The 25,546-nt window shown below is 73.0% G+C and carries 19 protein-coding genes; 13 read left to right on the top strand and 6 right to left on the bottom strand.

The window, feature by feature from the left end:
- Positions 1-17 precede the first annotated feature (17 nt).
- Genes BLU82_RS28190 through BLU82_RS28180 form a run of 3 tightly spaced genes read left to right on the top strand, consistent with a single transcriptional unit; the run spans position 18 to position 2,777 of the window.
- Complete coding sequence (locus tag BLU82_RS28190) at positions 18-662, top strand: TetR/AcrR family transcriptional regulator (protein WP_092624226.1); 645 nt, start codon at positions 18-20, stop codon at positions 660-662.
- On the top strand, positions 655-1,152 hold the full coding sequence (locus tag BLU82_RS28185) for a PH domain-containing protein (RefSeq protein ID WP_092624225.1): 498 nt from the start codon (positions 655-657) through the stop codon (positions 1,150-1,152). Before BLU82_RS28190 ends, BLU82_RS28185 begins: the two co-directional genes overlap by 8 nt.
- Positions 1,149-2,777: a PH domain-containing protein gene (locus BLU82_RS28180; protein WP_092624224.1), complete on the top strand. Its 1,629-nt coding sequence runs from the start codon at positions 1,149-1,151 to the stop codon at positions 2,775-2,777. Before BLU82_RS28185 ends, BLU82_RS28180 begins: the two co-directional genes overlap by 4 nt.
- Here the strand turns inward: BLU82_RS28180 and BLU82_RS28175 are convergent.
- Entirely contained in the window at positions 2,762-3,181 is a 420-nt protein-coding gene (locus BLU82_RS28175) for a PPOX class F420-dependent oxidoreductase (protein ID WP_092624223.1), read from the bottom strand. The genes BLU82_RS28180 and BLU82_RS28175 overlap by 16 nt on opposite strands.
- Before the next feature lie 272 nt (positions 3,182-3,453).
- Here BLU82_RS28175 and BLU82_RS28170 point away from each other — a divergent pair, with 272 nt between their 5' ends.
- Positions 3,454-5,004 (top strand): DEAD/DEAH box helicase, encoded by a 1,551-nt coding sequence (locus BLU82_RS28170; protein WP_092624222.1) that lies wholly within the window; start codon positions 3,454-3,456, stop codon positions 5,002-5,004.
- Positions 5,005-5,076: 72 nt separating this feature from the next.
- On the opposite strand, the gene BLU82_RS28165 is transcribed toward BLU82_RS28170, so the two are convergent.
- Positions 5,077-5,736, bottom strand: a complete 660-nt coding sequence (locus BLU82_RS28165) for a GntR family transcriptional regulator (protein ID WP_092624221.1) — start codon at positions 5,734-5,736, stop codon at positions 5,077-5,079.
- 232 nt (positions 5,737-5,968) lie between these two features.
- On the opposite strand from BLU82_RS28165, the gene BLU82_RS28160 reads away from it, so the two are divergent.
- The 3 genes from BLU82_RS28160 to BLU82_RS28150 are packed head-to-tail and all read left to right on the top strand — an operon-like array spanning position 5,969 to position 9,842.
- Positions 5,969-7,411 (top strand): FAD-linked oxidase C-terminal domain-containing protein, encoded by a 1,443-nt coding sequence (locus BLU82_RS28160; protein ID WP_092624220.1) that lies wholly within the window; start codon positions 5,969-5,971, stop codon positions 7,409-7,411.
- Positions 7,408-8,535, top strand: a complete 1,128-nt coding sequence (locus BLU82_RS28155) for an FAD-binding oxidoreductase (protein ID WP_092624219.1) — start codon at positions 7,408-7,410, stop codon at positions 8,533-8,535. The genes BLU82_RS28160 and BLU82_RS28155 overlap by 4 nt, the downstream gene beginning before the upstream one ends.
- Complete coding sequence (locus BLU82_RS28150; RefSeq protein ID WP_092624218.1) at positions 8,526-9,842, top strand: (Fe-S)-binding protein; 1,317 nt, start codon at positions 8,526-8,528, stop codon at positions 9,840-9,842. The genes BLU82_RS28155 and BLU82_RS28150 overlap by 10 nt, the downstream gene beginning before the upstream one ends.
- 5 nt (positions 9,843-9,847) lie before the next feature.
- On the opposite strand, the gene BLU82_RS28145 is transcribed toward BLU82_RS28150, so the two are convergent.
- Positions 9,848-10,624 (bottom strand): IclR family transcriptional regulator, encoded by a 777-nt coding sequence (locus tag BLU82_RS28145; protein ID WP_231947600.1) that lies wholly within the window; start codon positions 10,622-10,624, stop codon positions 9,848-9,850.
- A gap of 47 nt (positions 10,625-10,671) precedes the next feature.
- Between BLU82_RS28145 and BLU82_RS28140 the strand changes: the two genes are divergently transcribed.
- The gene (locus tag BLU82_RS28140) at positions 10,672-12,060 is read left to right on the top strand and encodes an NAD-dependent malic enzyme (protein ID WP_092624217.1); all 1,389 of its coding nucleotides are present in this window, start codon (positions 10,672-10,674) and stop codon (positions 12,058-12,060) included.
- Here BLU82_RS28140 and BLU82_RS28135 read toward each other — a convergent pair.
- The 3 genes from BLU82_RS28135 to BLU82_RS28120 form a co-directional block, all read right to left on the bottom strand.
- Positions 12,035-12,634, bottom strand: coding sequence for a hypothetical protein (locus BLU82_RS28135; protein ID WP_092624216.1), 600 nt, complete (start codon positions 12,632-12,634; stop codon positions 12,035-12,037). The two genes, BLU82_RS28140 and BLU82_RS28135, sit on opposite strands and share 26 nt — an antisense overlap.
- A gap of 31 nt (positions 12,635-12,665) precedes the next feature.
- Positions 12,666-14,246: a malate synthase A gene (gene aceB / locus BLU82_RS28130; protein WP_092624215.1), complete on the bottom strand. Its 1,581-nt coding sequence runs from the start codon at positions 14,244-14,246 to the stop codon at positions 12,666-12,668.
- A 783-nt stretch (positions 14,247-15,029) separates the two neighbouring features.
- Positions 15,030-16,889: an acyl-CoA dehydrogenase gene (locus BLU82_RS28120; RefSeq protein WP_092624213.1), complete on the bottom strand. Its 1,860-nt coding sequence runs from the start codon at positions 16,887-16,889 to the stop codon at positions 15,030-15,032.
- Between the two features lie 135 nt (positions 16,890-17,024).
- Here BLU82_RS28120 and BLU82_RS28115 point away from each other — a divergent pair, with 135 nt between their 5' ends.
- The 5 genes from BLU82_RS28115 to BLU82_RS28095 all read left to right on the top strand — a co-directional run bounded on the left by BLU82_RS28115 (position 17,025) and on the right by BLU82_RS28095 (position 25,545).
- Positions 17,025-17,492, top strand: coding sequence for an META domain-containing protein (locus tag BLU82_RS28115; protein WP_157741303.1), 468 nt, complete (start codon positions 17,025-17,027; stop codon positions 17,490-17,492).
- 1 nt (position 17,493) lies between these two features.
- The gene (locus tag BLU82_RS28110) at positions 17,494-18,279 is read left to right on the top strand and encodes an META domain-containing protein (RefSeq protein WP_092624211.1); all 786 of its coding nucleotides are present in this window, start codon (positions 17,494-17,496) and stop codon (positions 18,277-18,279) included.
- A 301-nt stretch (positions 18,280-18,580) separates the two neighbouring features.
- Positions 18,581-22,099, top strand: a complete 3,519-nt coding sequence (locus BLU82_RS28105) for a hypothetical protein (protein WP_092624210.1) — start codon at positions 18,581-18,583, stop codon at positions 22,097-22,099.
- Between the two features lie 515 nt (positions 22,100-22,614).
- A complete protein-coding gene (locus BLU82_RS28100; RefSeq protein WP_092624209.1) occupies positions 22,615-23,181 on the top strand; it encodes a GNAT family N-acetyltransferase in 567 nt (188 codons plus the stop codon).
- Positions 23,182-23,298: 117 nt separating this feature from the next.
- Entirely contained in the window at positions 23,299-25,545 is a 2,247-nt protein-coding gene (locus tag BLU82_RS28095) for an FtsX-like permease family protein (RefSeq protein WP_092624208.1), read from the top strand.
- Position 25,546 lies beyond the last annotated feature (1 nt).

The following is a 25,546-nucleotide window of genomic DNA, read 5'->3' as shown; positions in this document are numbered from 1 at the left end:
TCGCTAGAATTTTGGTCATGCGACCAAGAAATGGAGCGACCGACCAGAAGTCCCGGTCCTTCATCGAGGCCGCCCGCCGCGGGCAGATCGTCCAGGCCACCATCGAGACGCTGGCCGACGTCGGCTACGCCAAGACGTCGTTCGCCCGCATCGCCGAGCAGGCCGGCATCAGCGCCGGCCTCATCTCGTACCACTTCGACCACAAGGCCGAGCTGTTCCAGCAGGTGGTCACCGACGTCAACGCGCTGACGGACGCCTGGCTCACCGAGCACATCGGCGACGCCGCCACCTACCGCGAGGCGCTGCAGCGGCTCATCGAGGGGTTCGTGCTGTTCTGCGACACGCATCGCTCGCACGTCCTCGCCCTCGGCCAGGTGCTGGCCGGCGCCGGCGGGCAGGAGAACAGCGAGCTGGTCCGGTCCCAGCGCGAGCAGTCGGTCGGCCAGCTGGAGCAGATGCTGCGCGAGGGCCAGGAGCACGGCGAGTTCCGCGACTTCTCGCCCCGGTTCATGGCGGCCACGCTGCTCGGCAGCCTCGAGGCCATTCCGCGCGAGCTGTTCTCCCGCCCCGGCACCGACGTCGCCGCCTACGCGAAGGAGCTGTCCATGACGTACGACCTCGCCGTCCGCCGGTCGCGACTGAGCCGGATCACCCGTGGCTGACCAGCCGATCGGCCTGCGGCCGCCGGAGCACCGGGTCGAGCGTCGCGCCATCGGTCTGTGGACGCTGCAGTCGCTCATCGGCTTCGCCGTCCTGGCCGGCCTGCTGCTCGCGGCCTACCTGATCTTCGACGGCGCGCGCTCCTGGCTCGGCCCGATCCTCGTGGTCGTCGCCGTGTGGGGCGCCGTCGTCACGCTGGTGATGCCGCTCTGGCGCTACGCCGTGCACCGCTGGGAGGTCACCGAGGACGCCGTCTACGCCGCCACCGGCTGGATCGTCCGCGAGTGGCGCGTCGCGCCGATCTCCCGCATCCAGACCGTCGACACCACCCGCGGGCCGCTCGAGCAGGCGCTGAAGCTGGCGACGCTGGAGGTCACGACGGCGTCATCGCGCGGTCCGATCAAGGTGCCCGGCATCGACGCCACCGTCGCCGCCGAGGTGGCCGCGAAACTGGCGAAGATCACCCAGCGCACGCCCGGCGACGCGACATGAGCACCGAGCCCCCGCCGGAGCCGGAGCCGGCGCCACCGGTGCCCGACGACGAAGTGCCCTGGCAACGCCTCGACACCCGCGTCGTCTGGGTCGACACCGCGAAGACGGTGCTCTCCATGGTGCCGGCCGGCGTCGCCGTGGCGTTCTTCGGCGCCGAGATCAACTGGGGCACCATGGGCCCCATCCTGGTCGCCAGCGCGCTCGGCGTGCTCGGCGGGCTGGCCGACCTGCTGCGCTGGGTGAAGACGCGCTACCGCATCACCGACGACCACGTCGAGCGGCGCACCGGGCTGCTGGTCCGCAAGCACCGCTCCATCCGGCGCGACCGCATCCGCAGCGTCGACACGTCGGCGAAGTTCCGGCACCGGCTGACCGGCCTGCGCGTCGTCACCGTCGGGGCCGGTCAGCACAGCGCCACCGGCGAGTCGGCGCTGACCCTCGACGCCGTCCGGGCAGCGACCGCCGAACGGCTGCGCCAGGACCTGCTCTACGGCGGGCCGGTCGAGCGCGCCGACGCGTCCGAGCCCGCGGCCGAACCCGTGCCGGCGCCGCGCGACGAGCAGGTGTACGCCCGGCTGGAGCGGTCGTGGGTGCTCTACAACGTGTTCAGCGTCTGGGCCTTCCTCATGGCAGCCGGCCTGCTGTGGGGCACGTACTGGGCGCTGCGGATGTTCGGCGTCGACCTGCGCGGGTTCGTCGAGGGCCTCGCCGACTGGAACGCCATCGGCACCGGCTGGACCATCGCCATCGCGGTGGCGGCGGTCGGCGTCATCGGCGTCGCCGGGCTGGCGATCAACTTCTTCACCGAGAACTGGCGGTTCGTGCTGGTCCGGGTCCCCGGCGACCGCGGCACCGTGCTGCGCACCAGCCAGGGCCTGTTCAAGACGCGAGAGGTCAACCGCGACGACAACCGCCTGCGCGGGGTCTGCATCGACGAGCCGCTGCTGTGGCGGTGGATGGGCATGGCCGACACCTCCGTCATCGCCACCGGCCTCACGATGATGAGCATGACGCCGTCGGCGCAGATCCTGCCGCGCGGGCCCATCGGCGTCGCCCGCCGGGTGGCCGCGCAGGTGCTGCAGACCGGCCACAGCCCGCTCGACCGGCCGCTGCGGCCGCATCCGCTGCGCGCGCTGCGTCGCCGGGTCGGCTGGGCGCTCATCGCCACGGCGACAGTCACCGGCCTGCTGGCCTGGCTGACGACGCTGATCGACGGCATGCACGACCGCGTGTGGCTGGCCGGGCTCGCGCTGCTGCCGGTCACGCTGGCACTGGCGGTGGTGGCGTACCGCTCGCTCGGGCACACCGTCGCCGACGGCTACCTCGTCACCCGCTCCGGCGCCTGGAGCCGCAGCACTGCGGCGTTGCAGAGCCGGGCCATCGTCGGCGTCACGTTCCGTCAGTCGCTGCTGCAGCGCCGGCTCCGGCTGGCCACGGTCGAGGTGTCGACCGCGGCCGGATTCGGCGCCTACCAGGCCGTCGACGTCGAGTCCGCCGAGGCGGTCGACCTCGCCGACCGCGCGGTGCCCGGCCTGCTCACCGAGTTCCGGGCGACGGCGCCGGCCGCGGCTCCCGCCGAGGCCGAGGCCGTCACGGAGCGCGCGGGGGCTCAGGCCCAGCCATAGACGTGCTCGACGGGCAGCTGCAGCAGCAGCCGCTCGTCGCGGACCATCGCGGCGCGGAAGTCGCCCCAGTCGGGGTGCTCGCCGCGGGCGTCGCGGTAGTGCTCGACCAGCGCCTCGACGACGTCGTCGTGCGGGTCGCGGGCCACGGCGCTGAGCTGCGCGATGCCCTCCGCGGCCGCCCACGAACCGCCGTCCGGACCGGTCACCTGCAGCGTCGCTCGCGGGTCGCGGCGCAGGTTGCGGGTCTTGGCCAGCGGGTCGCGGGTCGAGATGCGGATCAGGTCGGAGCCGAGGTCGTAGATGTAGGTCACCACGGACACCTGCGGCCGGCCGTCGCGCTTCACCGTCGCCAGGACGCCCATGCGCTGCGCGGCGAGAAGCTTGCGGAAGGAATCATCGCTCATGTGCGCAGCAACCGACCGGCCATCGGCGGCATTCCGGGCCGGGGTGATGAGCGTCTCCGTCGTCCGAGGTGTCCCGAGCGACGCGAACCGGTAGACTGTAAGCAAGCCAAGGCCTCGTGTTCGCAGACGAGGCCTGATTCGTGCCCGAATTCTGTGACGGTGGAACGTCGAGGGAAAGTCGGGTACCCCGCACCCTCGAAGGCTCACCGTGCGTCCGCCCGCTTGCGGACGTGCTGGGGGTGCGCGCCCGCGCTCTACCGATTCGGAGCACAGTGACTTCGTACGACCCTGCCGGCACGTCCGGCACCGACTCCCGTCCCTACCGCCAGCGGCCCGAGCGCCGTGGCGGCCCCCGTCGCGACGACGGCGGCCACCGGCGTGAGGGCGGGTTCCGCCGCGACGGCGACGGCTTCGGCCGCGAGGGTGGCCGTCCCTACGGCCGTCGTCCGTTCCGTGGCGACCGCCGCCAGGGCGGGCGTCCCAACGACCGCCGCTCCTTCGACCCCGCCCGCCGCGCCGCCATCGACGCGTTCGACCCCGCCACCTCGGCGTTCTCCGCCATGGGCGTGCCCGAGCGCGTCGTCAAGATCCTCGGCGTCGACGGCATCGTCGAACCGACCCCGGTCCAGGCGGCCGTCATGCCCGACGCCCTCGCCGGCCGCGACGTCCTCGGCCGCGCCAAGACCGGCTCCGGCAAGACGCTGGCGTTCGGCCTGCCCATCCTCACCCGCCTCGAGGGCAAGCGCAGCGAGCCGAACCGCCCGCGCGCGCTGATCATCGTCCCCACCCGCGAGCTGGCCGGCCAGGTCACCGCCGCGCTCGAGCCGCTGGCCGAGCCGCTGCGGCTGCGCATGGTCACGGTCTACGGCGGCGCGCCGTACGACCGCCAGATCCGCCGGCTCGACCGCGGCGCCGACATCGTGGTCGCCACCCCGGGCCGGCTCAGCGACCTCATCGAGAAGGGCATCTGCAAGCTCGACGACGTCGAGGTGGTGGCGCTCGACGAGGCCGACCACCTGTGCGACCTCGGCTTCTTCCCGGTCGTCGACGAGCTGCTCGCGGCCACCCCCGAGGGCGGGCAGCGCATGCTGCTGTCGGCCACGCTCGACGGCGACGTCGACAAGCTGGTCCGCAGGCACCTCAATGCCCCGGCCAAGCACGAGATCGACCCCGACGCCGGTTCCGTCACCACCATGGACCACCACGTGCTCGTGGTCGGCCCGTACAACAAGCTCGAGATCATGACCGAGCTGATGAAGGCCAACCCGCGCAGCATCGTCTTCACCCGCACCAAGGACGGCGCCACCCGGCTGGCCGAGGACCTCGAGGGCGCCGGCGTCGCCGCTGTCGACCTGCACGGCGACCTGTCGCAGCGGGTCCGCGAGCGCAACCTCGACCGCTTCCGCTCCGGCCGGGCGAAGGTGGTCGTCGCCACCGACGTCGCGGCTCGCGGCATCCACGTCGACGGCGTCGGCATGGTCGTGCACTTCGACCCCGCCGGCGAGCCGAAGTCGTACCTGCACCGGTCCGGCCGCACGGCCCGCGCCGGCGCCACGGGCGCCGTCGTCACCGTCGCCACCCCGCGGCAGGTGCGCGGCCTCGGCGAGCTGTTCCGCCGCGCCGGCGTCACCGCCAAGAACGTCGACGCCCGCTCCGTCGACGGCCCCATCACGCCGACGGCGCTGGCCGACGCCCCCGCCATGGTGCAGGAGCGCGAGCGGCCGCGGTCGTCCGGCAACGGCCGGCCCAACCGCTCCGGCCGTCCGTACAAGGGCGGCGGCGCCGGCCGCGGCCGCCCGTCGGGCTACCGCCGCCGCGACTGACGGCACCCGAGCACGACGACACGACGCGCCGCCGCGAGTCCATCACGGGCTCGCGGCGGCGCGTTCGTCGTCTCAGCCGTCGTCGACATCGCGGCGGGTGGCGGCCACGTGGTCGCGGGCCAGCCGCCCGGCCGCCGTGCTGTCGCGGCGCCTGATCGCGTCGACCAGCGCCTCGTGCTGGCGACGCGAGCCGTCCTGCCGGCGCGGCGGGACGGTGGAGAAGTAGAACCGGGCCCGCATGCTCAGCGTGCGGACGAACCCGGCCAGGAGGGTGTTCTGCGAGCAGTCGGCCAGCGCGCTGTGGAACTCGGCGTTGAGGCGGGCCAGCTCGACCGGGTCGGTGGACCGCCGCTGCCGGGCGAGGATGTCGTCGAGGATGGCCAGTTGCTCGCCGGTGCGGCGCTCCGCCGCCAGTGTCGCGGCCTGCGCCTCGAGGAACGTGCGGCTCTCGAAGAGATCGGCCAGCTCCTGCTCGCTGCGGCCACGGACGAACGCGCCCTGGTGCGGCCGGAACTCGATCCAGCCGTCGACGCCGAGGGCGCGCAGGGCCTCGCGGACCGGGATGTGGCTGATGCCGAGTTGCTTGGCCAGGCCGTCGGCGTTGAGGTGCGCGCCCGGCGGCAGCACACCCTGCAGGATGGCCTCTTCCAGCAGGTCGCGGATGTGCGGCGCGGTGCGTCCGGCGCGGTGGGTGCGACTCAGCGGTGCGAGGCCGGCGATGCCGGTGGACACGATGCGACTCCCTCCGCGCGACCAGCCAGATCCTATCTGATCGGCCGGGGGATCCTGAGTGTCGTGGGTGGAGAACTGCGCAGATCAGCGGTGGCTCCAGCGGGTTTACCGCTCGGCAATGATGCAGAAACGATGGCGTGATCCTATAGGGCTGTCGGAGCTGGTTGACCACCGCGAGCGGCCGGTTCTAGGGTATCCGTATGGTGAGGTATTGGCTTCCGGATCGCGGAATATGAGCTGGTCCGCCGAGCTGACCGAGGCGCTGGGCCGGGCGAACGTCATCACCGACCCGGCCCGGCTGCGCACCTACGAGTGCGACGGCCTCACCGGCTACCGCGTCCAGCCGGCCATGGTGGTGCTGCCGCGGTCGGCCGCAGAGGTGGCCGCGGCCGTCCGCGTGTGCGCCCGGCACGGGGTGCCGTTCGTCGCCCGTGGCGCGGGGACGGGGCTGTCCGGCGGCGCGCTGCCGGTGGCCGACGGCGTCGTCATCTCACTGCAGAAGCTGCGCCGCGTCGTGGAGGTCGACCCCGTCAACCTGCGCGCGGTCGTCGAGCCGGGCGTCACGAATCTCGACATCAGCAGGGCCGCGGCGCCGTACGGGCTGTACTACGCGCCGGACCCGTCCAGCCAGCAGGTCTGCACCATCGGCGGCAACGTCGCGGAGAACTCCGGCGGCGCGCACTGCCTGAAGTACGGCTTCACCGTCAACCACGTGCTGGCCGCCGAGGTCGTGCTCGCCGACGGCAGCGTCACCACGCTCGGCGGCGACTCGCCGCAGCTGCCCGGCTACGACCTGCTGGGCGCGTTCATCGGCTCCGAGGGCACGCTCGGCATCGTCACGCGAGTGACGGTGCGGCTGCTGGCCAAGCCGGCCGCCGTCCGCACCATGGTGGCCGACTTCGCGACGGTGGCGGGCGCGGGCGACGCCGTCACCGGCATCATCGCGGCGGGCATCGTCCCGGCGGCGATCGAGATGCTCGACAACCTCGCCATCCAGGCCGTCGCCGCGTCCACCGAGAGCGTCTACACGCCCGACACCGTCGCCGCGCTGGTGGTCGAACTGGACGGCCCGCCCGACGACGTCGCCGAGCAGTTCGACGAGGTCCAGGAGATCTGCCGCGAGCACGGCTGCACGAAGCTCATGGTGGCCGCCGACGCCGAGCAGCGGGCACTGATCTGGACCGGGCGCAAGGCCGCGTTCGCCGCCGTCGGGCGCATCAGTCCCGACTACTTCGTCCAGGACGGCGTCGTGCCGCGCGGGCGGCTGGCCGAGGTGCTCGGCCGCATCGCCGCGATGGCCGACGACGCCGGCATCCGGGTCGCGAACGTGTTCCACGCCGGCGACGGCAACCTGCACCCGCTGGTCCTCTACAGCGAGGCCGACGGCGAGCACGATCGCGCCGAGCGGCTGTCCACCGAGATCGCCGAGCTCTGCGTCGAGCTGGGCGGGTCGCTGTCGGGCGAGCACGGCATCGGCGCGGACAAGGCCTGCTCGATGCCGCGGATGTTCGGCGAGGACGACCTGGCGACCATGCTGCGGCTGCGGTCGGCGTTCGACCCCGACGGCCTGTGCAACCCCGGCAAGGTGTTCCCGACGCCGCGGCTGTGCGGCGAGCGGCCCGGGCGGTACCGGCCGCACCCGCTGGAGGAGGCCGGGGTGATCGAGCGGCTATGAGCACCGTGACGACGTACCGGCCGACGACGCTGCGGTCGCTGCGCGACGCCTTGGCCGACGGCGCCGGCGGGCGGCTGGTCATCGCCGGCGCCGGGACCGCGGCGGACTGGGGTGGTGCGCCGGAGTACGACGCCGTCCTCGACACCACCGCGATGAACGGCCTGATCAGCTACAACCCGACCGACATGACGGTGGGCGTGCAGGCCGGGATGCCGTTCGCGACGCTGCAGGAGACGCTGGCCGAGCACGGCCAGTGGGTGGCGCTCGACCCGGCCCGCGCGGGCACCGTCGGCGGGCTGGTCGCGACGGCCGACGCCGGGCCGGTGCGGCACACGTTCGGCGCGCTGCGCGACTCGGTGATCGGCGTCACGGTGGTGCTGGCGGACGGCACGGTGGCGCGCTCCGGCGGCCACGTGATCAAGAACGTCGCCGGGTACGACCTGGCGAAGTTGTTCCACGGCTCGCTCGGCACGCTCGGTGTGCTGGCCGAGGTGATCCTGCGGGTGCATCCGCGCGCCGCGGCGACGGCGACGCTGGCGGTCCCGTGCGACGCGGCCACGGCGTTCGACCTCGGCGGCCGGCTGATCCACGGATCGCTGGAGCCCGTGGCCGTCGAGTGGTGCGACGGCACCCTGCTGGCCCGGTTCGACGGCACCGCCGGCGGCGTCGAGGACCGGCTGCGACGGGCCCGCGTCCTCGCCGGCCCGGACGCCACCGAGGCGGGGGACGGCGTGTGGGTGAGCGTCGCCGAGCTCGTTCGCGGGGTCGACGGCGACACCGTTGTCCGCCTCGGCACGGCACCGGACCGCACGCCGTCGCTGGCCGGCCTGGTCGCCCGCGCGGCGGCCGAGCACGCCGTCGACGCGGCGATGACCAGCAGCCCGTTCGCCGGCGCGCACACCGTCCGGCTGCGCGGTGGGACCGCGGCCGCTCACGCCGCCGTCGTCACCGCCCTACGCACCGAGCACCCGGCCGCCACCGTCTGCCGGTGGACCGACGGCCTGCGCGCCGAGCTGCCCGCCTGGGGCGAGCCGCCGCCCGCCGTCGCAATGCTGCGCGCCGTCAAACGCGCCTTCGACCCCGACGACCGGCTCGGCCGAGGGAGGCTCGCGCCATGGTTCTGAACACGGGATCCGGCTCGTTCGACGCACACCACCCGCCGCGGCGCGAGCTGCTGGACGAGTGCGTGCACTGCGGGTTCTGCCTGCCCACCTGCCCGACGTACGCGGTCGACGGCGAGGAGATGGACTCACCGCGCGGGCGGATCTACCTGATCGACCTCGCCCAGCGCGGCGAGATCCCGCTGGACCGCACCATCGCCGGGCACCTCGACTCCTGCCTGGGCTGCCTGGCCTGCGTGCCGGCCTGCCCGTCCGGCGTCAAGTACGACCTGCTGCTGGAGGCAACCCGCCCGCAGCTGGAGCGGCACGTCCCGCGCACACGGCGAGAGCGGCTGGTGCGCCGGGCGATCTTCGCGGTGTTCCCGTACCCCGCGCGGATGCGGGCCGCCGCGCTGCTCGGCGTGCTGTACCGGCGGCTCGGGCTGCGGGCGCTGGCGCACCGGCTCGGTCTCGTGGACCGGCTGCCGGCCGAGCTGCGGGCCGCCGAGGACCTGCTGCCGCCGGTGCCGGTCCGGTCGCTGTTCCGCCGTCCGCCGCCGGTCGTCCCGGCTGCGGGGGAGCGGCGGCTGCGGGTCGCGCTGCTGGAGGGCTGCGCGCAGCGGGTGCTGTTCGGCGACGTCAACGCGGCGACGGCGCGGGTGCTGGCGGCCGAGGGCTGCGAGGTCGTGGTGCCGCCGGGCCAGCAGTGCTGCGGCGCGCTGAACCTGCACGCCGGCCTCGAGGACGACGCCGCGGCCCTGGCCCGGCGGCTGATCGACACGTTCGAGACGGCGCGGGCCGACGTCGTCGTGGTCAACGTCGCCGGCTGCGGCTCGTCGATGAAGGAGTACGACCGCCTGCTGGCCGACGACCCCGCCTACGCCGAGCGGGCCGCCCGCTTCGCCGCGTCCGTCCGCGACGTCACCGAGCTGCTGGCCGAGCTGGAGCCGCGGGCGCCGCGGCACCCCGTCCGGGCCAAGGTCGCCTACCACGACGCCTGCCACCTGGCGAACGCGCAACGGATCCGCCGTCAGCCGCGCGACCTACTGCGCGCCGTCCCCGGCGTCGAGCTCACCGACATCGCGGAGGCGGAGATCTGCTGCGGGTCGGCCGGCATCTACAACCTGGTCCAGCCGCGCATGGCCGAGGAGCTGGGCCGGCGCAAGGCCGCGAACATCGAGGCGGCCGAACCGGACGTCGTGGCCACCGCGAACGCGGGCTGCCTGCTGCAGGTGCGGCGCTTCCTCGGCACGGACGTCCCGCTGGTGCACCCGATCGAGATCCTGGACGCCTCGATCCGCGGCGTCGCGCTGGAGCGGGCGCGACGATGACCGCGTCAGGTCCGGCTCTGCCCGTTCAGCTCCTCGGAGAGATCGCGGGCGGCGCGGGTCAGCAGCGGGACGGCGCGGGCGACGACGTCGTCGGTGACCCGCGACGACGGCCCGGAGACGGACAGCCCCAGCCTCGACGGCGCGTCGGGCACCACGACGGCGACGCAGCGCACGCCGAGCTCCTGCTCGCCGTCGTCGAGGGCGTAGCCGCGGTCCGCCGTCAGCGCGAGCTCGCGGCCGAACGCCGCCGCGTCGGTGATGGTGTGCTCGGTCTGCTGCGGCAGGCCGGTGCGTTGCAGCATCTCGCGCACCGTCCGCTCCGGCAGCGTGGCCAGCACGGCCTTGCCGACAGCGGTGCAGTGGGGCCAGACCCGGCGGCCGACCTCGGTGAACATCCGCATGGAATGGCGCGACGGCACCTGCGCCACGTATACGATCTGGTCACCGTCGAGCATCGCGAGGTTCGCCGACTCGCCCAGCTCGTCGACCAGGTGAGTGAGCTGCGGCCGTGCCCACGTGCTGAGCATGGTCGAGGAGCTCTCGCCGAGCCTGATCAGGCGCGGCCCGAGGGCGTATCGTCGCGACGGCTCCTGACGCAGGTAGCCGAGGTCGACGAGGGTACGGACGATGCGGTGGATGGTCGGCAGTGGCAGCTGAGAGGCCGTGGCCAGCTGGGACAACCCCATGCTGCCGCCGTGGTCGGCCATGGTCTCGAGCAGGCCGAACGCCCGCTCGACCGACTGCACGCCACCCGAGCGAGCCCGCGACGACTCGGTTTCCACACAGCAGATACTAACGTCCGCGATACAGAACTCTTGGGAGATACCGCATGGCAACGCCCAGTCCGGGATACGCGATCACAGTCCGCGTCGAGGCGCCGTCCTCGTCGACGGCCACCAGCGGCCTGGCCGCCGCCGTCAGCGCGGCCGGGGGCGCGCTGACCGCCCTCGACGTCGTCGAGTCGTTCGCCGACCGCCTGGTCGTCGACGTCACCTGCGACGCGGTCGACTCCGACCACGCCGAATCGATCACCAAGGCGCTGACGCAGGTCGCCGGCGTCACCGTCCGGAAGGTGAGCGACCGGACCTTCCTCATCCACCTCGGCGGCAAGCTCGAGGTCAACCCGAAGGTCCCGCTCAAGCACCGCGACGACCTCTCTCGCGCCTACACGCCGGGCGTCGCCCGGGTGTGCCTGGCCATCGCCGAGAATCCCGAGGACGCCCGCCGGCTGACCATCAAGCGCAACACCGTCGCCGTCGTCACCGACGGGTCGGCCGTGCTCGGCCTGGGCAACATCGGCCCGGCCGCCGCGCTGCCCGTCATGGAGGGCAAGGCGGCGCTGTTCAAGCAGTTCGCCGGAGTCGACGCCTGGCCGGTCTGCCTCGACACCCAGGACACCGACGAGATCGTGTCCATCGTCCACGCGCTGGCTCCGGTGTACGGCGGCATCAACCTCGAGGACATCGCCGCACCCCGCTGCTTCGAGATCGAGGCGCGGCTGCGCGAGCTGCTCGACATCCCCGTCTTCCACGACGACCAGCACGGCACCGCCATCGTCGTGCTGGCCGCGCTCTACAACGCGCTGCGCGTCGTCGGGAAGTCGCTCGACTCCGTCCGCGTCGTCGTGAGCGGTGTCGGCGCGGCCGGCCACGCGATCATCCGGCTGCTCGCCGCCCAGGGCGTCACCGACATCGTCGCCTGCGACCGCCGCGGCGCCGTCCACGCCGAGAACGGCGAGGGCCGCGACGAGTTCCGCCGCTGGATCGCGCAGAACACCAACCCGCGCGCCGCCACCGGCTCGCTGCGCGAGGTGCTGTCCGGCGCCGACGTCTTCATCGGCGTCTCCGGCCCCAACCTGCTCACCGGCGAGGACGTCGCCACCATGGCGCCCGACGCGATCGTGTTCGCGCTGGCCAACCCCGACCCCGAGGTCGACCCCATCGCGGCGCGCGAGCACGCCGCCGTCGTCGCGACCGGCCGTTCGGACTTCCCCAACCAGATCAACAACGTGCTCGCCTTCCCCGGCTTCTTCCGCGGCATGCTCGACGCCGGCGCCCACCACATCTCCGACGCCGTCATGCTGGCCGCCGCCCGCGCCATCGCCGACGCCGTCGGCCCGGAGCAGGTGAACGCCAGCTACATCGTGCCGTCGGTCTTCGACCCCGAGGTCGCCCCCGCCGTCGCCGCGGCCGTCAAGCAGGCGGCTCAGACGAGCTGACGGGGTGCCAGGGTGGCAGCTGCTCGGGGTCGCGCGGGTAGAGCTCGTGGTCGCGCCGGAGCAGCTCCACCTCGTCCGGCCCCCAGTGCAGGAACGGTTCGTCGTCGAAGTCGTAGTGGGGCAGAACGGTTCCGTCGCGGTACAGCTGGATCAGGGCGCGGTACCAGGTGCCGCGCCCGCCAGCCTCGTACATGGATCGGCGCAATGTCCCGGCCGCCGCGGCGACGGCAGGCAGGTAGTGCAAGGCGCGGAAGTGATGGCCTTCGCCCGGCATCCTGACGACGACGAACATGCGGATGTCGTTGGCGGCGCCGCCCACATCGAGCGTCGCCTTCTGCCAGTGCTCCGGGAGCTCGGCCAGCAGGGCGTAGCAGAGCCGTACGAGGGGGTCGTCGGTCGACGGTGGCGGACGCTCCAGGTCGAGCCGCGCCAGCGGGTTGCCATCCTTGTCGGTGGTGGGCGGCGGATCGAGCCGTTGCGGATCGGTCAGCGCCGTACGCATCGTCCGGCCGAGCTCCTCGTCGCTGAGAGCGAGGAGCTCAGCCGCCCCGTCGTGACCTGGCCCGTTGCTCATGCCGCCAGCATACTCGGGCACAATGTATGGCTCAGGGCATCCGCTCGTAGGCGGGCAGGGTGAGGAAGTCGGTGTAGTCGTCGGCCAGGGAGAGAGCGGTGAAGGTGGCCCTGGCCTCGGCCCAGTGGCCGCTGGTGAAATCGGCGCCGATGGCCGTGCACTCCTCGTCGATCAGCCGCTCGACCAGCTCGCGGGTGACCTGCTGGCCGTCGGCGAGGACGATGCCGTTGTGCAGCCACTGCCAGACCTGGCTGCGGCTGATCTCGGCGGTCGCGGCGTCCTCCATGAGGTTGTTGATGCCGACGGCGCCGAGTCCGCCCAGCCAGGCCGCGAGGTACTGGATGCCGACGGAGATGTTGCCGCGCAGGCCGGCCTCGGTGACCTCACCCGGGGTCGACGCGACGTCGAGGAGGTGGGCGGCGGTGACGTGGACGTCGTCGCGGGTGCGGGAGATCTGGTTCGGGCGGTCGCCGAGGACGGCGGTGAACGCCTCGCGGCAGACCTCGACCATGCCGGGGTGCGCCACCCAGGAGCCGTCGAAGCCGTCGCCGGCCTCGCGCTCCTTGTCGGCGCGGACCTTGGCGAACGCGGCCTCGTTGATCTGCGGATCCTTCGACGGGATGAACGCCGCCATGCCGCCGATGGCGTGCGCCCCGCGCTTGTGGCAGGTGCGCACCAGCAGCTCGGTGTAGGCGCGCATGAACGGGACCGTCATGGTGACGGAGTTGCGGTCGGGCAGCACGAAGTCGGTGCCGCGGGTGCGGTGGGTCTTGATGACGCTGAACATGTAGTCCCAGCGTCCGGCGTTGAGGCCGGCCGAGTGCTCGCGCAGCTCGTAGAGGATCTCCTCCATCTCGAACGCCGCCGGGTAGGTCTCGATGAGGACGGTCGCGCGGATGGTGCCGCGCGGGATGCCCAGCGCGTCCTGGCCGATGACGAACGCGTCGTTCCACAGCCGCGCCTCGAGGTGGCTCTCCATCTTCGGCAGGTAGAAGTACGGCCCCTGACCGCGGTCGAGCTGCTTCTGCCCGCTGGTGGCGAGGTACAGCGCGAAGTCGACCAGTCCGCCCGACGTCGGCTCGCCGTCGACGGTGATGTGCTTCTCCGGCAGGTGCCAGCCGCGGGGCCGGACGACGATGGTGGCCAGCGGCTGGTCGGTGCGCAGCGCGTAGTGCTTGCCGTCGGGGTTGGTGAACTCGATGGTGCCGTCGATGGCGTCGCTCAGGTTCAGCTGCCCCTGGACGACGTTCTCCCACAGCGGCGTGTTGGCGTCCTCCTGGTCGGCCAGCCACACCTTGGCCCCGGAGTTGAGCGCGTTGATGGTCATCTTGCGGTCGGTAGGCCCGGTGATCTCGACCCGGCGGTCCTCCAGGCCCGGCGCCGGCGACGCGACCCGCCAGCTGTCGTCGTGGCGGATGTCCTTGGTGTCGGCGAGGAAGTCGAGGTCGGCGCCGGCGGCGATGGCGGCGGTCCGTTCGGCGCGACGGCGCAGCAGCTCGAGCCGGCGCGGGTTCAGCTCGCGGTGCAGCCGCTCGATCAGCGCCAGCGCGGACGGGGTGAGCACCTCGTCGAACCGCTCGTGCATCGGACCGGTGACCTCGATACCCGCCATCGTCGCGCTCCTCAAGAATTCCGCCATTCGGAAACTGCTATCTGCATAACAGAATACGAGGAGCGCGAAGGCGCGGTCAACCGGCTTCGGGCCGTCAGTCGGTGCTGTCGCCCACCTCCTCCGGCTCCGGCGCGACGTGCCGGTGGTCACCCGTCCAGGCGGTCCAGCAGAGACCGGCGGTTGGAGCGTGCGGTCGGGTTCCAGCCGGGCGAGGGTGAGGATCAGGGAGTTGGTGACCGCCATGGGCACGGTGAGCGACTGGAACTCGCGCCCGGAGCCGCGCGGCGCGGCGAGGACGTGGTCGGGTCGCTCATCGAGCGTCGTGAGGGTGTCGGTGATCAGCAGCGATCGTGATCCGGCCAAGCGCGCGCGACCCAGCACGGCGGACAGGTGGCGAGGTGGATTCAGGAAGGCGAAGGCCACGACCACGTCGCCCTCGCGCAGGCCGACCAGGTGCTCGGCGAGGTCCCGGCCGGAGGTCGGCAGCGGGGTCGAGCGCAGGCGATCAACGACTCCAGCGGCCCGTCGGCGCCGGCGTGCTCGAGGCGGCGGCGGACCCGCTCGGCCGGGGTGGCGCCGTTCAGGAGGTCGTGCTGGAGCGCCTCGCGCAGCGCCGGGTAGCCGGGGTAGCCCAGCTTCTGGGCCAGCTTTCGTGGCGGTGGCCTGGTGGACGCCCATCTGCTTGCCAGAACCGCGCCCGGCATGGCGACGGCCCTCGGACCGTGGGTGGTACGGTCCGAGGGCCGACGTGCGGGGGCGGCGGTCAGCCGCGTGGACGACGGGTCAGAAGGCGGCTTCGTCGAGGTCCATCAGTGCGTTGTCGGTGGCCTCGGCCACGGCCCGCTCGGCCGCCAGCCGCGGCAGCACCTGCCGGGCGAAGAACTGCGCGGCCGCCACCTTGCCGTCGTAGAACGCCTGGTCGTTGGCCGTCACCTCGCCGTCGAGCTTGGTGAGCGCCACGGCGGCCTGGCGCAGCAGCAGCCACGCCACCACGAGGTCGCCGGCGGCCAGCAGCAGCCGGGTGGTGTTCTGCCCGACCTTGTAGACGTTGCGGACGTCGCCGCCCTCGGTGCGCTCGTCGGCCGACATCAGGAAGCCGACCATGGTGCCGAGGATGCCCTGGACGTCGGCCAGCGCCTTGGCCAGCAGCTCCCGCTCGACCTTGAGCCGCCCGCCGCCCAGCTCGTCGTCGATGGTCTGCTGGATCTGCTGCGAGAGCCAGCCGAGGGCCTGCCCGTTGTCGCGGACGATCTTGCGGAAGAAGAAGTCCTGGCCCTGGATGGCCGTGGTGCCCTCGTACAAGGTGTCGATCTTGGCGTCGCGGACGTACTGCTCGAGCGGGTAGTCCTGCAGGAAGCCCGAGCCGCCGAAGGTCTGCAGCGACTCGGAGCCCAGCAGCACCCACGACCGCTCCGACCCGTACCCCTTGACGATCGGCAGCAGCAGGTCGTTGACCCGCTCGGCGTCGGGGTCGGTCTCGCCGCGTGCGGCCGCGGCGGCGACGGCGTCCTGCATGGTGGCGGTGTAGAGCACCAGCGCCCGCATGCCCTCGGCGTGCGCCTTCTGCGTCATCAGCGAGCGGCGGACGTCGGGGTGGTGGGTGATGGTGACGCGCGGCGCCGACTTGTCGGTGGCCCGGGTGAGGTCGGCGCCCTGGACCCGCTCCTTGGCGTAGTCGAGCGCGTTGAGGTAGCCGGACGAGAGGGTGGCGATGGCCTTCGTGCCGACCATCATGCGGGCGTACTCGATGATCTGGAACATCTGCGCGATGCCGTCGTGGACGTCGCCGAGCAGCCAGCCGGTCGCCGGCTCGCCGTCGCCGAAGGTGAGCTCGCAGGTCGTCGAGACCTTGAGGCCCATTTTCTTCTCGACGTTGGTGGCGTAGACGCCGTTGCGCTCGCCCAGCGCGCCGGTCTCGGGGTCGAAGCGGATCTTCGGCACGATGAACAGCGACAGCCCCTTGGTGCCGGGGCCGCCGGCGCCCTCGACGCCGACCGGACGGGCCAGCACGAGGTGGACGATGTTCTCGCTCATGTCGTGCTCGCCGGACGTGATGAACCGCTTCACGCCCTCGATGTGCCAGCTGCCGTCGGGCTGCGGCAGCGCCTTGGTGGTGCCGGCGCCGACGTCGGAGCCGGCGTCGGGCTCGGTGAGCACCATGGTGGCAGCCCAGCGGCGGTCGATCATGAGCTCGGCGATGCGCTGCTGCGCCTCGGTGCCGTTGCGCCAGATGACGCTCGCGAACGACGGGCCCGACGCGTACATCCAGGCGGCGGCGTTGGAGCCGAGGATGAGCTCGGCGGCGCCCCAGAACACCGACGGCGGCAGCGGCGTGCCGCCCAGGCCCTCGGGCAGCGCGAAGCGCCACAGCTCGGAGTCCATCAGGGTGTCGAAGCTCTTCCGGAACGCCTCGGGGACGGTGACGGTGTGTGCGGCGGGGTCGAAGACGGGCGGCGTGCGGTCGGAGTCGGTGTACGACGCGGCGAGGTCCTCGCGGCTCATGCGGTCGACCTCGGCCAGGATGCTGCGCACCGTGTCGGCGTCGAACTCCTCGTAGCGCCCGCTGCCCAACTGCGCGTCGCTGCCGAACACGTCGAACAGCGCGAACTCGATGTCGCGCAGGTTGGACCTGTAGTGGCTCATCGCTTCCTCCGTCAGCCCGTTGCTACCAGCCGGTAACCCCATGGTGCTACTTGTCGGTAACTTCGCGCAACCCAGGAACGGGCGCGCCCCCGCGTCCGTCTCACTGACATGCGACGACTAGGAACCCTCGCTGCGGTGGCCGGCATCGCCCTGCTGGCGGCCTGTGGCGGTAACGACAGCGGCGACGACACCACCGCCGTCCCCGGCGACTCCGGCGCCGACGGCTCCACCGAACCGGCCGTGCCGGTCGTCGGCAGCCGGTGGGTGCTCGAGGAACTGCAGGCCGCCGGCGCGACCATCGCGGGCCCGGCCGACCCTCAGGCCTACTTCGAGATCGACGAGAACGGCGACGTCACCGGCTCCACGGGCTGCAACGGCTTCAGCGGGTCGGCCGAGGTGAGCGACTCCAGCATCACCTTCCAGCCGCTCATCTCCACCCGTCGCGGCTGCTCCGGCGACCTCGGCCAGATCGACGGCTCGATGCTGGGCGTGCTCAGCGGCGAGGTCACCGTCGAGATGTCCGGCGACGTCCTGACCATCACCAACGCCGAGGGCGAGACGCTGACCATGCAGGCCTCCGACGCCCCGTCGACCGATCTGTGACATGCGACGCCCAGCGGCTGGCCTCGGCCTGCTGGGCGTCCTGCTGACGCTGGCCGCCTGCGGCGACACCGCCGCGGGCGAGGCCGAGGGCGACCCCGGTGAGGGCGCCGCGCTGTTCGGCCGCACGTTCGTCTCCACCGAGAACATCGGCATCCCCGGCGGCGGGCCGCTGACCCTCACCTTCACCGACGACGGCCGGCTGCTGGCCACCGCCGGCTGCAACAGCACGAACGGCCCGGTCGAGCTGGCCGGCGGCCGCATCGCCGGCGCCGACCTCGGCATGACGGCGATGGGCTGCGAGCCCGATGTCATGGCGTCCGACGCGTGGGTCAGTGAGCTGCTGGCCGCCGAGCCCGCCTGGGAGCTGGGCGACGACGGCGTTCTCGTGCTCACCGCCGACGACCGTGGTGTGGCGCTTACCGACCGCGACGTGCTGGACCCGCCGGTGGAGCTGACCGGCCGGCAGTGGGACGTCGAAGGCCTCTCCGACGGCCAGACGGCGTCGTCCGTGCCGGTCGGCGTCACGGCGTTCCTGCGCATCGACGGCGACGTCCTGAGCGGCAGCACCGGCTGCAACGACGTCAGCGGCGCCGTCATGATCGACGGCGACGCCCTCACGGTGACCGATCTCGCGATCACCGAGGCCGCCTGCGAGGGCGCGGCGCAGTACGTCGAGGGCGTGGTGCTGGCCGCGCTCGACGGCGCCGTCCGGTTCGCCATCACCAGCGACCGGCTGACGCTCGAGGCGCCCAGCGGGTTCGGTCTGCACGCGGTGGCGGCGGGTTGACAGCCCGCGGTGCCGTTTGTCACGGTTCGGCGCGGCTTTCCACAACTGATCCACAACCTGTGGGTCGCGTCGGGTATCGCCGCGTACGCGGCCACGTCGGCGCAGGTGAAGACCCCTCGGGCCCTTACTCCGAGGGGTCTTCTGCGATTTCTATCGCATCCGCGGATGAACGCCGCGTTACGACACGGCGTAAGGCCGCCATCGGTTCGAGTTGGTCCGTCCGTATACAACCGCTTTGCCGTTGCCGTTACATTGATCACCGAGAACGGCGGGGATGAGAGTGGCCGGACCGGGAGGCAGAGTGCGCGACAGGCTCAGCCGCGCCGAGTCGGTGCTGCGCTCCGCCGTGGCGCGCGGCGGCGAGGCCGACCTCGGCCGCGACATCGATCCGCGCTCCGTCGAGTCCGCCGACGCGTGGGACGACGCGCGCACCGTCCGCGCCCGCATCGTCGACGAGCTGCTGCGCGACGCCGGCGGCGTTCCCGGCGCCGCCGTCCGGCTGACCGGCGCCCGCATCACCGGCGGCCTGCAGCTGCGCGACGGGCGGCTGGAGCGGCCGCTGCGGCTGGACATGTGCTGGATCGACGACATCCTCGCGCTCTCCGAGCTGACGGCGGCCGGCGTCGAGCTGGTCCGCTGCCGGGTGCCGGACCTGCGCACCGCGTCCGTCGACGTGCAGAACGCGCTGGCCGTGCGCGAGTGCCTGGTCGGCTCGGTCAGCATGGTCGACAACCGCGTGCACCGGTCGGTGTCGTTCGAGGACAGCCGGTTCCAGGGCCGCTCGACGCTGTTCCACGCCCGCAACCTCAGCGTCGGCGGCGACCTCCTGCTCACCCGCGCACGGCTGTTCGCGGCGTCCGGCGAGGCCGTCGACGCCGAGCGGCTGCGGGTCGACGGCGGGCTGGGCCTGGTCGGCGCCCGGGTCCGGGGGCCGATCGTGCTGTCCGGCGCGACCGTCGCCGGGAAGGTCGACCTCACCGACGCCGTTCTGCGCAACCGCCACGGCGTCGCGCTGGACGCCCGCCGGCTGGTCGCGGGCGGCGTGCAGGCCCACGGCCTGCGCTGCAGCGGCACCGTCGACCTCGGCCACGCGACGGTGGCCGGCAGCGTCGTGTTCGATGGAGCGGTGCTGGCCAACCCGGGCGGCGACGCGCTGGTGGCCAGCGACATCGAGGCCGACCGGCTGGAGGCCGAGAACGGCGCGCGCATCCTCGGGCGCATGCTGATCCCGCGCGGCGTGGTCCGCGACACACTCGCGCTGCGCGGTGTCGAGATCAGCAACCCCGGCGGGTACGCGATGGTCGGCATCGGGGCCGCGGTCGGCTCGCTGGTGGCCGACCGCGCCCGGCTGGTCGGCCGGGTCATGCTCGACGAGCTGGAGGCGACGTCGGTCCGCCTCGTCGGCACCCGGGTCACCAACCCGGACGACTCCTGGGCCGTGAGCCTGCAGTCCGCGACCGTCCGGCGCGACCTCAACCTCGAGCGGCTGTCCGCCAAGGGCGGGCTGAACATCAAGGGCATCCGGGTCGGCGCGGCGGTCTTCCTCACCGGCGCCAGCCTCGACGGCGGCTACCGCGCGCTGGCCGCGTCGCGGGCCGTCATCGGCGAGCGGATGGTGCTCGGACGGCGGTTCCGCTGCCGCGGCGACCTCGACCTCGCCCACGCCGACCTCGGCAAGAGCCTGGCCATGGACGGCGTCCGGGTGCAGGGCCAGCTGCGGCTGTTCCAGGCCCGGGTGCGCAGCGACGTGCTGCTGCGCGGCGCCTACATCGAGGCGTCCGGCATGGGCGTCGACGCCATCGGCCTGCGGGTCGACGGCCGGCTCACGGCCCGCGGCATGGTCTGCGACGGCGCCGTCCGGCTCACCGCGGCGGTCGCCGACAGCGTCGTGCTGACCGGCGCTCAGATCTACAACCCCGACGGCAACGCGCTGATCGCGCCGCGCATGGAGGTGCGCGGCGACCTCGTCGTCGGCGACGACCCGTACTCGTCCGACCTCGGCGGCTTCTGGGCCGACGGCGGCCTGGTGCTGCGCGACGGCAAGGTCGGCGGCGACCTCGTGTTCGACGGCGCCGTGCTGCACCGTCCCGACCACCGGGCCGTCGACGGCACCGGCGTGCAGGTGGGCGGCAAGGTCTCGTTCGAGCGGGCCGAGATCGAGGGCACCGTCGCGTTCGACCAGTCGCACGTGCGCCGCCGGTTCGTGCTCAGCGACTCGACGCTGGCCGGGCGCGGCGTCGGGTCCGCCGACGGCGTCATCGTGTTCAGCGCCATCCAGGCGACGTCCGACGACTTCCTCGTCGACGGCGGCGTGTTCAACGGCGCGCTGCGGCTCACCGGCGCGACGTTCTCGGCCGGGATGAGCCTGCGGCACGCGCGGTTCACCGCGCCCGGGCAGACCGCGCTGCTGCTGCCCGAGGTCAGCTGCGGGGTGTTCCGGCTGACCGCCCTCGACGTCGACGGCGCCGTCATCGTGGCGCGGTCCAAGGTCGGCGGCGACCTCGTCCTCGACGGCGGCCGCTACCACCACCCGGGCCGGTTCGCCGTCGACGCCGCGCAGGTCGAGGTCGGCGGCTCGTTCCTCGTCCGTGACGCGGAGCTGACCGGCGGCATCGCGCTGCGGCGGGCCGAGGTGGGCTTCAGCGTCGTGCTCACGGCGGTCCAGGGCGAGACCGGCGAGCGCGACGACGGCCGCGTCGCCGTCGGCGAGATCGTCGCGGCCTCCGGGCTCAAGGTCGAGGGCAACCTCGAGTTCCGCGACGTCGAGCTGACCGGGCAGTTCTCGCTGGCCGAGGCGGTGCTGGCCGGCCGGCTGCTGGTCCGCGGCCGCACGACGCTGACGAACCCGGGCCGCACGGCGGTGTTCGCGCCCAACCTGCGGGTGTCCGGCGCGGTCGAGCTGGGCTCGCGCCGCTCCACCGGCAACGGCCCGCTGACCATCGTCGGCGAGGTGCGCCTGGACCGCGCGCACATCGGCGAGCTGTCCTGCGAGCAGGTGACGATCAGCCAGGACCACGCCGCCGACTCCCGCGCGGCCGGGACCGAGCAGGAGCGGCCGCTGCTCTCGTTGCACGAGGCCGAGGTGGCCCGGCGCATCCTGATGAACGACCTCAGCGTCGCGGCCACGGCCACCGGGCTGCGGGCGCTGATCGACCTGTCCGAACTGCAGGCCGGCACCGTCGAGCTGCCGGCCGGCGAGATCGCCGTCGACCTGCGGGGGTCCGAGGTCCGCACGCTGGTCATGGACCCCACCGACACCTCGATGGTCATGCTGTCCGGCCTCACCTTCGACGACCCCGGCGACGCCGACGTCGACACCGCGCTGGCGTGGCTGCGCCGCGACCCCACCGGCTACCAGCACCAGGTGTACGAACAGCTGGCCAGCCACTACCGCCGCTCCGGCGACGACGCCTCCGCGCGCGCCGTCCTGCTGTCCCGGCTGCGGCACCGCCGCGACCTGCTGCGCACGTCGTCGTTCGGCCAGTCGCTGATGAAGGGCTGGGGCTACCTGCAGGACGTCACCGTCGGCTTCGGCTACCGGCCCGGCCTGGCCGCCATCTGGTTCGTCGGCCTGCTGGTGTTCGGCACGGCGTACTTCTGGGACAAGACGCTCGACCCGGTCGAGGTGAACGTCCACCCGACGTTCAACCCGTTCGGGTACACGCTCGACCTGCTGATCCCGATCCTCAGCCTCGGCCAGGACGCCGCCTGGGACCCACGCGGACCGGACCTCGTCGTGGCGTACGGGCTCGTCTTCAGCGGCGCCGTCCTCGCCACGACCGTCGTCGCCGCCGTCACCCGGGTGCTGAATCGCCGGTAGTTATCCACAGATTCTGTGCACAGGGGTGTGGGAAACCGGCGGGGCACGCTCAGCCACTTGTGGACAGCCTTGTGGGCGACGGCCCGGCCCGGAAATGTTCGCCGAACCCCCTTGTGCGACCCTCGCGACAGGACTAGAAATGCTCCATCGTCATCGACGAGTTCGGAGCCGGAAAGCCGGGGTGACCTGGTCAAAGGCACCGAAGGCAGTCGAGGGCGGGCCGGACGGAGAACGGCAGTTCGCCACGTCGGGGCAACCCGGCGAACCGCACCCCGATGGGCGGGGCGGCTGACGGAGCCGGACGGCAGACCGGAAGGGCAGTGGACCCGCGGGCGACCGCGAGACCACCGTTCGAGCCGCCGTCATCGGAGGTGGCGAGCATCCGGCCGGTTCATCCGGACGCGATGGTTCTGGTCGACTGAGAAGGCCCCTCGGACCCTTACTCCGAGGGGCCTTCGCCTGTTCCCAGTGTAAATGCGTTGCCGCGTCCCACGGCGACGGGTAGACAGAGGCGCGTGATCAACGCAGCCGCCGTCGCGACCACGCCCACGCTCACCGGCCCGCGCATCCGGCTGGTCCCGCTCGGCCCCCAGCACGCCGAGGCGGTGTTCGCATCGCTGCAGGACGCCGAGTCGAACCGGCTCACCGGCACCCACCAGACGTTCACCCGCGAGGCCATCGACGCGTTCTGCGCCAGCCGGGCCGACCAGGACGACCGCCTCGACTGGGCCATCGAGGACGTCGCCACCGGCCAGTACGCCGGCGGCATCGCCGTCAACGAGGTCGACGCCGACAACGAGACCGCCGGCTTCCGCATCGACCTCGTCGCGAGCCACCGCGGCCGCGGGCTGGGCCCCGAGGCGATCGAGTTGATGCTCGCCCACCTGTTCGAGCAGGTTGGGGTGTACCGCGTCGATCTCGAGGTGTTCGCGTTCAACCCGCGGGCGCAGCGCGCCTACGAGAAGGTCGGGTTCGTCGTCGAGGGGCGGGTGCGCGGGGCGCTGCTCTGGGACGGCGAGCGGGTCGACACCATCGTCATGGGGTTGCTCCGCGACGACTGGAAGGCTCGCCAGACACCCTGAGGTGGGGTTGTCCCCCCGCTGAAGCCGCCGGTCAGCGCCATGGGTCCGGCGGCGCCGGCTCCGTAGCGTCGATGCCGAGGTCGCGCACCAGGCGCGGCGTGTTCTCGGGAGCAACCGATGTTCGGTCTGGCGGTGCGGACCCTGCGGTATCGCAAGGGCGCGTTCGTGGCGGCGTTCGTGGCGATGGTGCTCGGCGCCGCGATGGTCATGGCCTGCGGCGGGTTGATGGAGACGGGCATCCGCACAGCGGTGCCCCCGCAGCAGCTGGCCGGCGCGGACGTCGTCGTCGCGGGGGAGCAGGGCTACGACATCCCCGGCACCGACGAGTCCGCGGTGCTGCCCGAGCGGGTGCGCGTCGACGACGACCTGGTGGCGACGGTCGCCGCCGTCGACGGCGTGGCCACGGCCGAGGGGCGGGTGCTGGACGAGCCGGCGCCGTCCGGCACGGTCGACGCGATCGCGGTGACGGCCGCGCCCGGCGTCGGCGCCGGTGAGCTGCGCCAGCGGATCGCCGCTGCGCTCGACGGCACCGCCACGACGACGCTCACCGGTGACGACCGCGGCCTGGCCGAGCTGCCCGAGGCGCGGGCCAGCAGCGAGGACCTCATCTCGCTGGCCGGGGTGTTCGGCGGCTGGGCGACGATGGTCTCGATGTTCGGCGTCGCGTCGATGCTGGCGCTGTCCATCCAGCAGCGCGGCCGCGAGCTGGCGCTGCTGCGCGCGGTGGGCGGCACGCCCGGCCAGCTGCGCCGCATGGTGCTCGGCGAGACGCTGCTGCTGTCGGTGCTCGCGACCGGGCTGGCGCTGATCCCGGGCCACTATCTGGGCCGGTTCCTGTTCGAGCGGATGACCGACGCCGGTGTCGTGCCCGCGGGGGTGGAGTTCCGGCAGGGCTGGATCCCGGTGGTGAGCGCGGTCGGCGCGGCGCTGATCGCCGCCATCGGCGGCGCGCTGGTCGCCGGGCGCCGGGCGGCCGCCGTCCGCCCCATCCAGGCGCTGTCCGAGGCCGCGCTGGAGCGCCGGACGATGGGCGCGTGGCGCTGGGTGTTCGGCCTGCTGGCGCTGAGCGGCGGCATCGCGCTGGGCGTCGTCACGATGACGGTGATGAGCGGGCCGCTGACGTCCAGCACGGCCGGCCCGGCGGTGATCCTGTGGGCGATCGGCCTGGCGCTGCTCAGCCCGGTGCTGACCCGCGCCATGACCGCGCTGCTGCAGTGGCCGGTCCGGGCCGTCGCCGGCGTCTCCGGGCACCTGGCCGTGCTCAACGCCCGCGGCCGCACCGGCCGCACGGCCGCCGTCGTCACCCCGATCATCATGCTCACCGGCATCGCCACCGGCACGCTCTACCTGCAGTCCACCGAGGACGCGGTCAACCGCGACGCGTTCACCGGCGGGCTGGTCGCCGACGCCGTCGTCACGTCGGCCGCGCCCGCCGACGACGCGCTGGTCGACCGCATCGCCGCGCTGCCCGGCGTCGCCGGCGCCTCCCAGCTGGTCCGCAGCAGCGGCTTCGTCGAGTCGCCGCACGACGGCTCGCAGAGCGACGAGGGCTGGACGCTGCAGGGCGTCACGGCCGGCGGCGCGGCGGCGACCGCCCCGGTCACGACGGTGGACGGCGCGCTCACCGATCTCACCGGCGACACCGTCGCGTTGGACGCCGGCCACGCGCGGTCGCTCGGCGTGGGCGTCGGCGACGAGCTGACGCTGCGTCTGGGCGACGGGGCCGCCGCTACGGTCGAGGTGGCCGCGACGTTCGACGCCGCCGACGACTACGACACGCTGCTGCTGCCGGCGGACCTGCTGGCGGCGCACACGACCGCCGGCGGGGCGCACGAGATCCTCGTCGCCGCGGACGACGGCGCCGCGTCCGATGTGGTCGCCGAGCTGCGCGAGCTGGCCGCCGCGACGCCCGGACTGGCCGTCGCCGACCGCGACGCGCTGTTCGACGAGTACGGCGACCAGCAGCGCACGCTCGCCTTCGCCAACTACACCATCGTCCTCATGATCGTGGCGTACGCCGCCATCTCGGTGATCAACGTGCTGTCGGCCAGCACGGGCGCACGGCGGCGTGAGTTCGGGCTGCAGCGGCTCACCGGCGCCACCCGGTCCCAGGTGCTGCGGATGGTCGGCATCGAGGGCGTGCTGGTGGCGGCGGTCGGCATCACGCTCGGCACCCTCGCTTCGGTCGCGACGCTGGTCCCGTTCAGCCTCGCGCGGGCCGATCAGCTGACGCCGTCGGGGTCGCCGCTGATCTACCTGGGCGTGGTGGCGGTCGCGCTGGGCCTGACGCTGACGGCGACGCTGCTGCCGGCCTGGCAGGCACTGCGGCAGCGGGCCGCCCAGGCCGCGGCGACGGCGGACTAGC

Source organism: Jiangella sp. DSM 45060, assembly GCF_900105175.1.
Taxonomy (GTDB): Bacteria; Actinomycetota; Actinomycetes; order Jiangellales; family Jiangellaceae; genus Jiangella.
Note: the sequence above shows the minus strand (reverse complement) of the source record. Positions and strands in the feature narration are given on the sequence as shown.

Bases quoted from the DNA above. Each gene is read 5' to 3' on its own strand.
- BLU82_RS28120 (WP_092624213.1), bottom strand. From the start codon at position 16,889: ATGAGCCACTACAGGTCCAACCTGCGCGACATCGAGTTCGCGCTGTTC.
- BLU82_RS28110 (WP_092624211.1), top strand. From the start codon at position 17,494: ATGCGACGCCCAGCGGCTGGCCTCGGCCTGCTGGGCGTCCTGCTGACG.
- BLU82_RS28140 (WP_092624217.1), top strand. From the start codon at position 10,672: ATGGCAACGCCCAGTCCGGGATACGCGATCACAGTCCGCGTCGAGGCG.
- BLU82_RS28095 (WP_092624208.1), top strand. From the start codon at position 23,299: ATGTTCGGTCTGGCGGTGCGGACCCTGCGGTATCGCAAGGGCGCGTTC.
- BLU82_RS28155 (WP_092624219.1), top strand. From the start codon at position 7,408: ATGAGCACCGTGACGACGTACCGGCCGACGACGCTGCGGTCGCTGCGC.
- BLU82_RS28190 (WP_092624226.1), top strand. From the start codon at position 18: ATGCGACCAAGAAATGGAGCGACCGACCAGAAGTCCCGGTCCTTCATC.
- BLU82_RS28150 (WP_092624218.1), top strand. From the start codon at position 8,526: ATGGTTCTGAACACGGGATCCGGCTCGTTCGACGCACACCACCCGCCG.
- BLU82_RS28135 (WP_092624216.1), bottom strand. From the start codon at position 12,634: ATGAGCAACGGGCCAGGTCACGACGGGGCGGCTGAGCTCCTCGCTCTC.
- aceB (WP_092624215.1), bottom strand. From the start codon at position 14,246: ATGGCGGGTATCGAGGTCACCGGTCCGATGCACGAGCGGTTCGACGAG.
- BLU82_RS28180 (WP_092624224.1), top strand. From the start codon at position 1,149: ATGAGCACCGAGCCCCCGCCGGAGCCGGAGCCGGCGCCACCGGTGCCC.
- BLU82_RS28160 (WP_092624220.1), top strand. From the start codon at position 5,969: ATGAGCTGGTCCGCCGAGCTGACCGAGGCGCTGGGCCGGGCGAACGTC.
- BLU82_RS28175 (WP_092624223.1), bottom strand. From the start codon at position 3,181: ATGAGCGATGATTCCTTCCGCAAGCTTCTCGCCGCGCAGCGCATGGGC.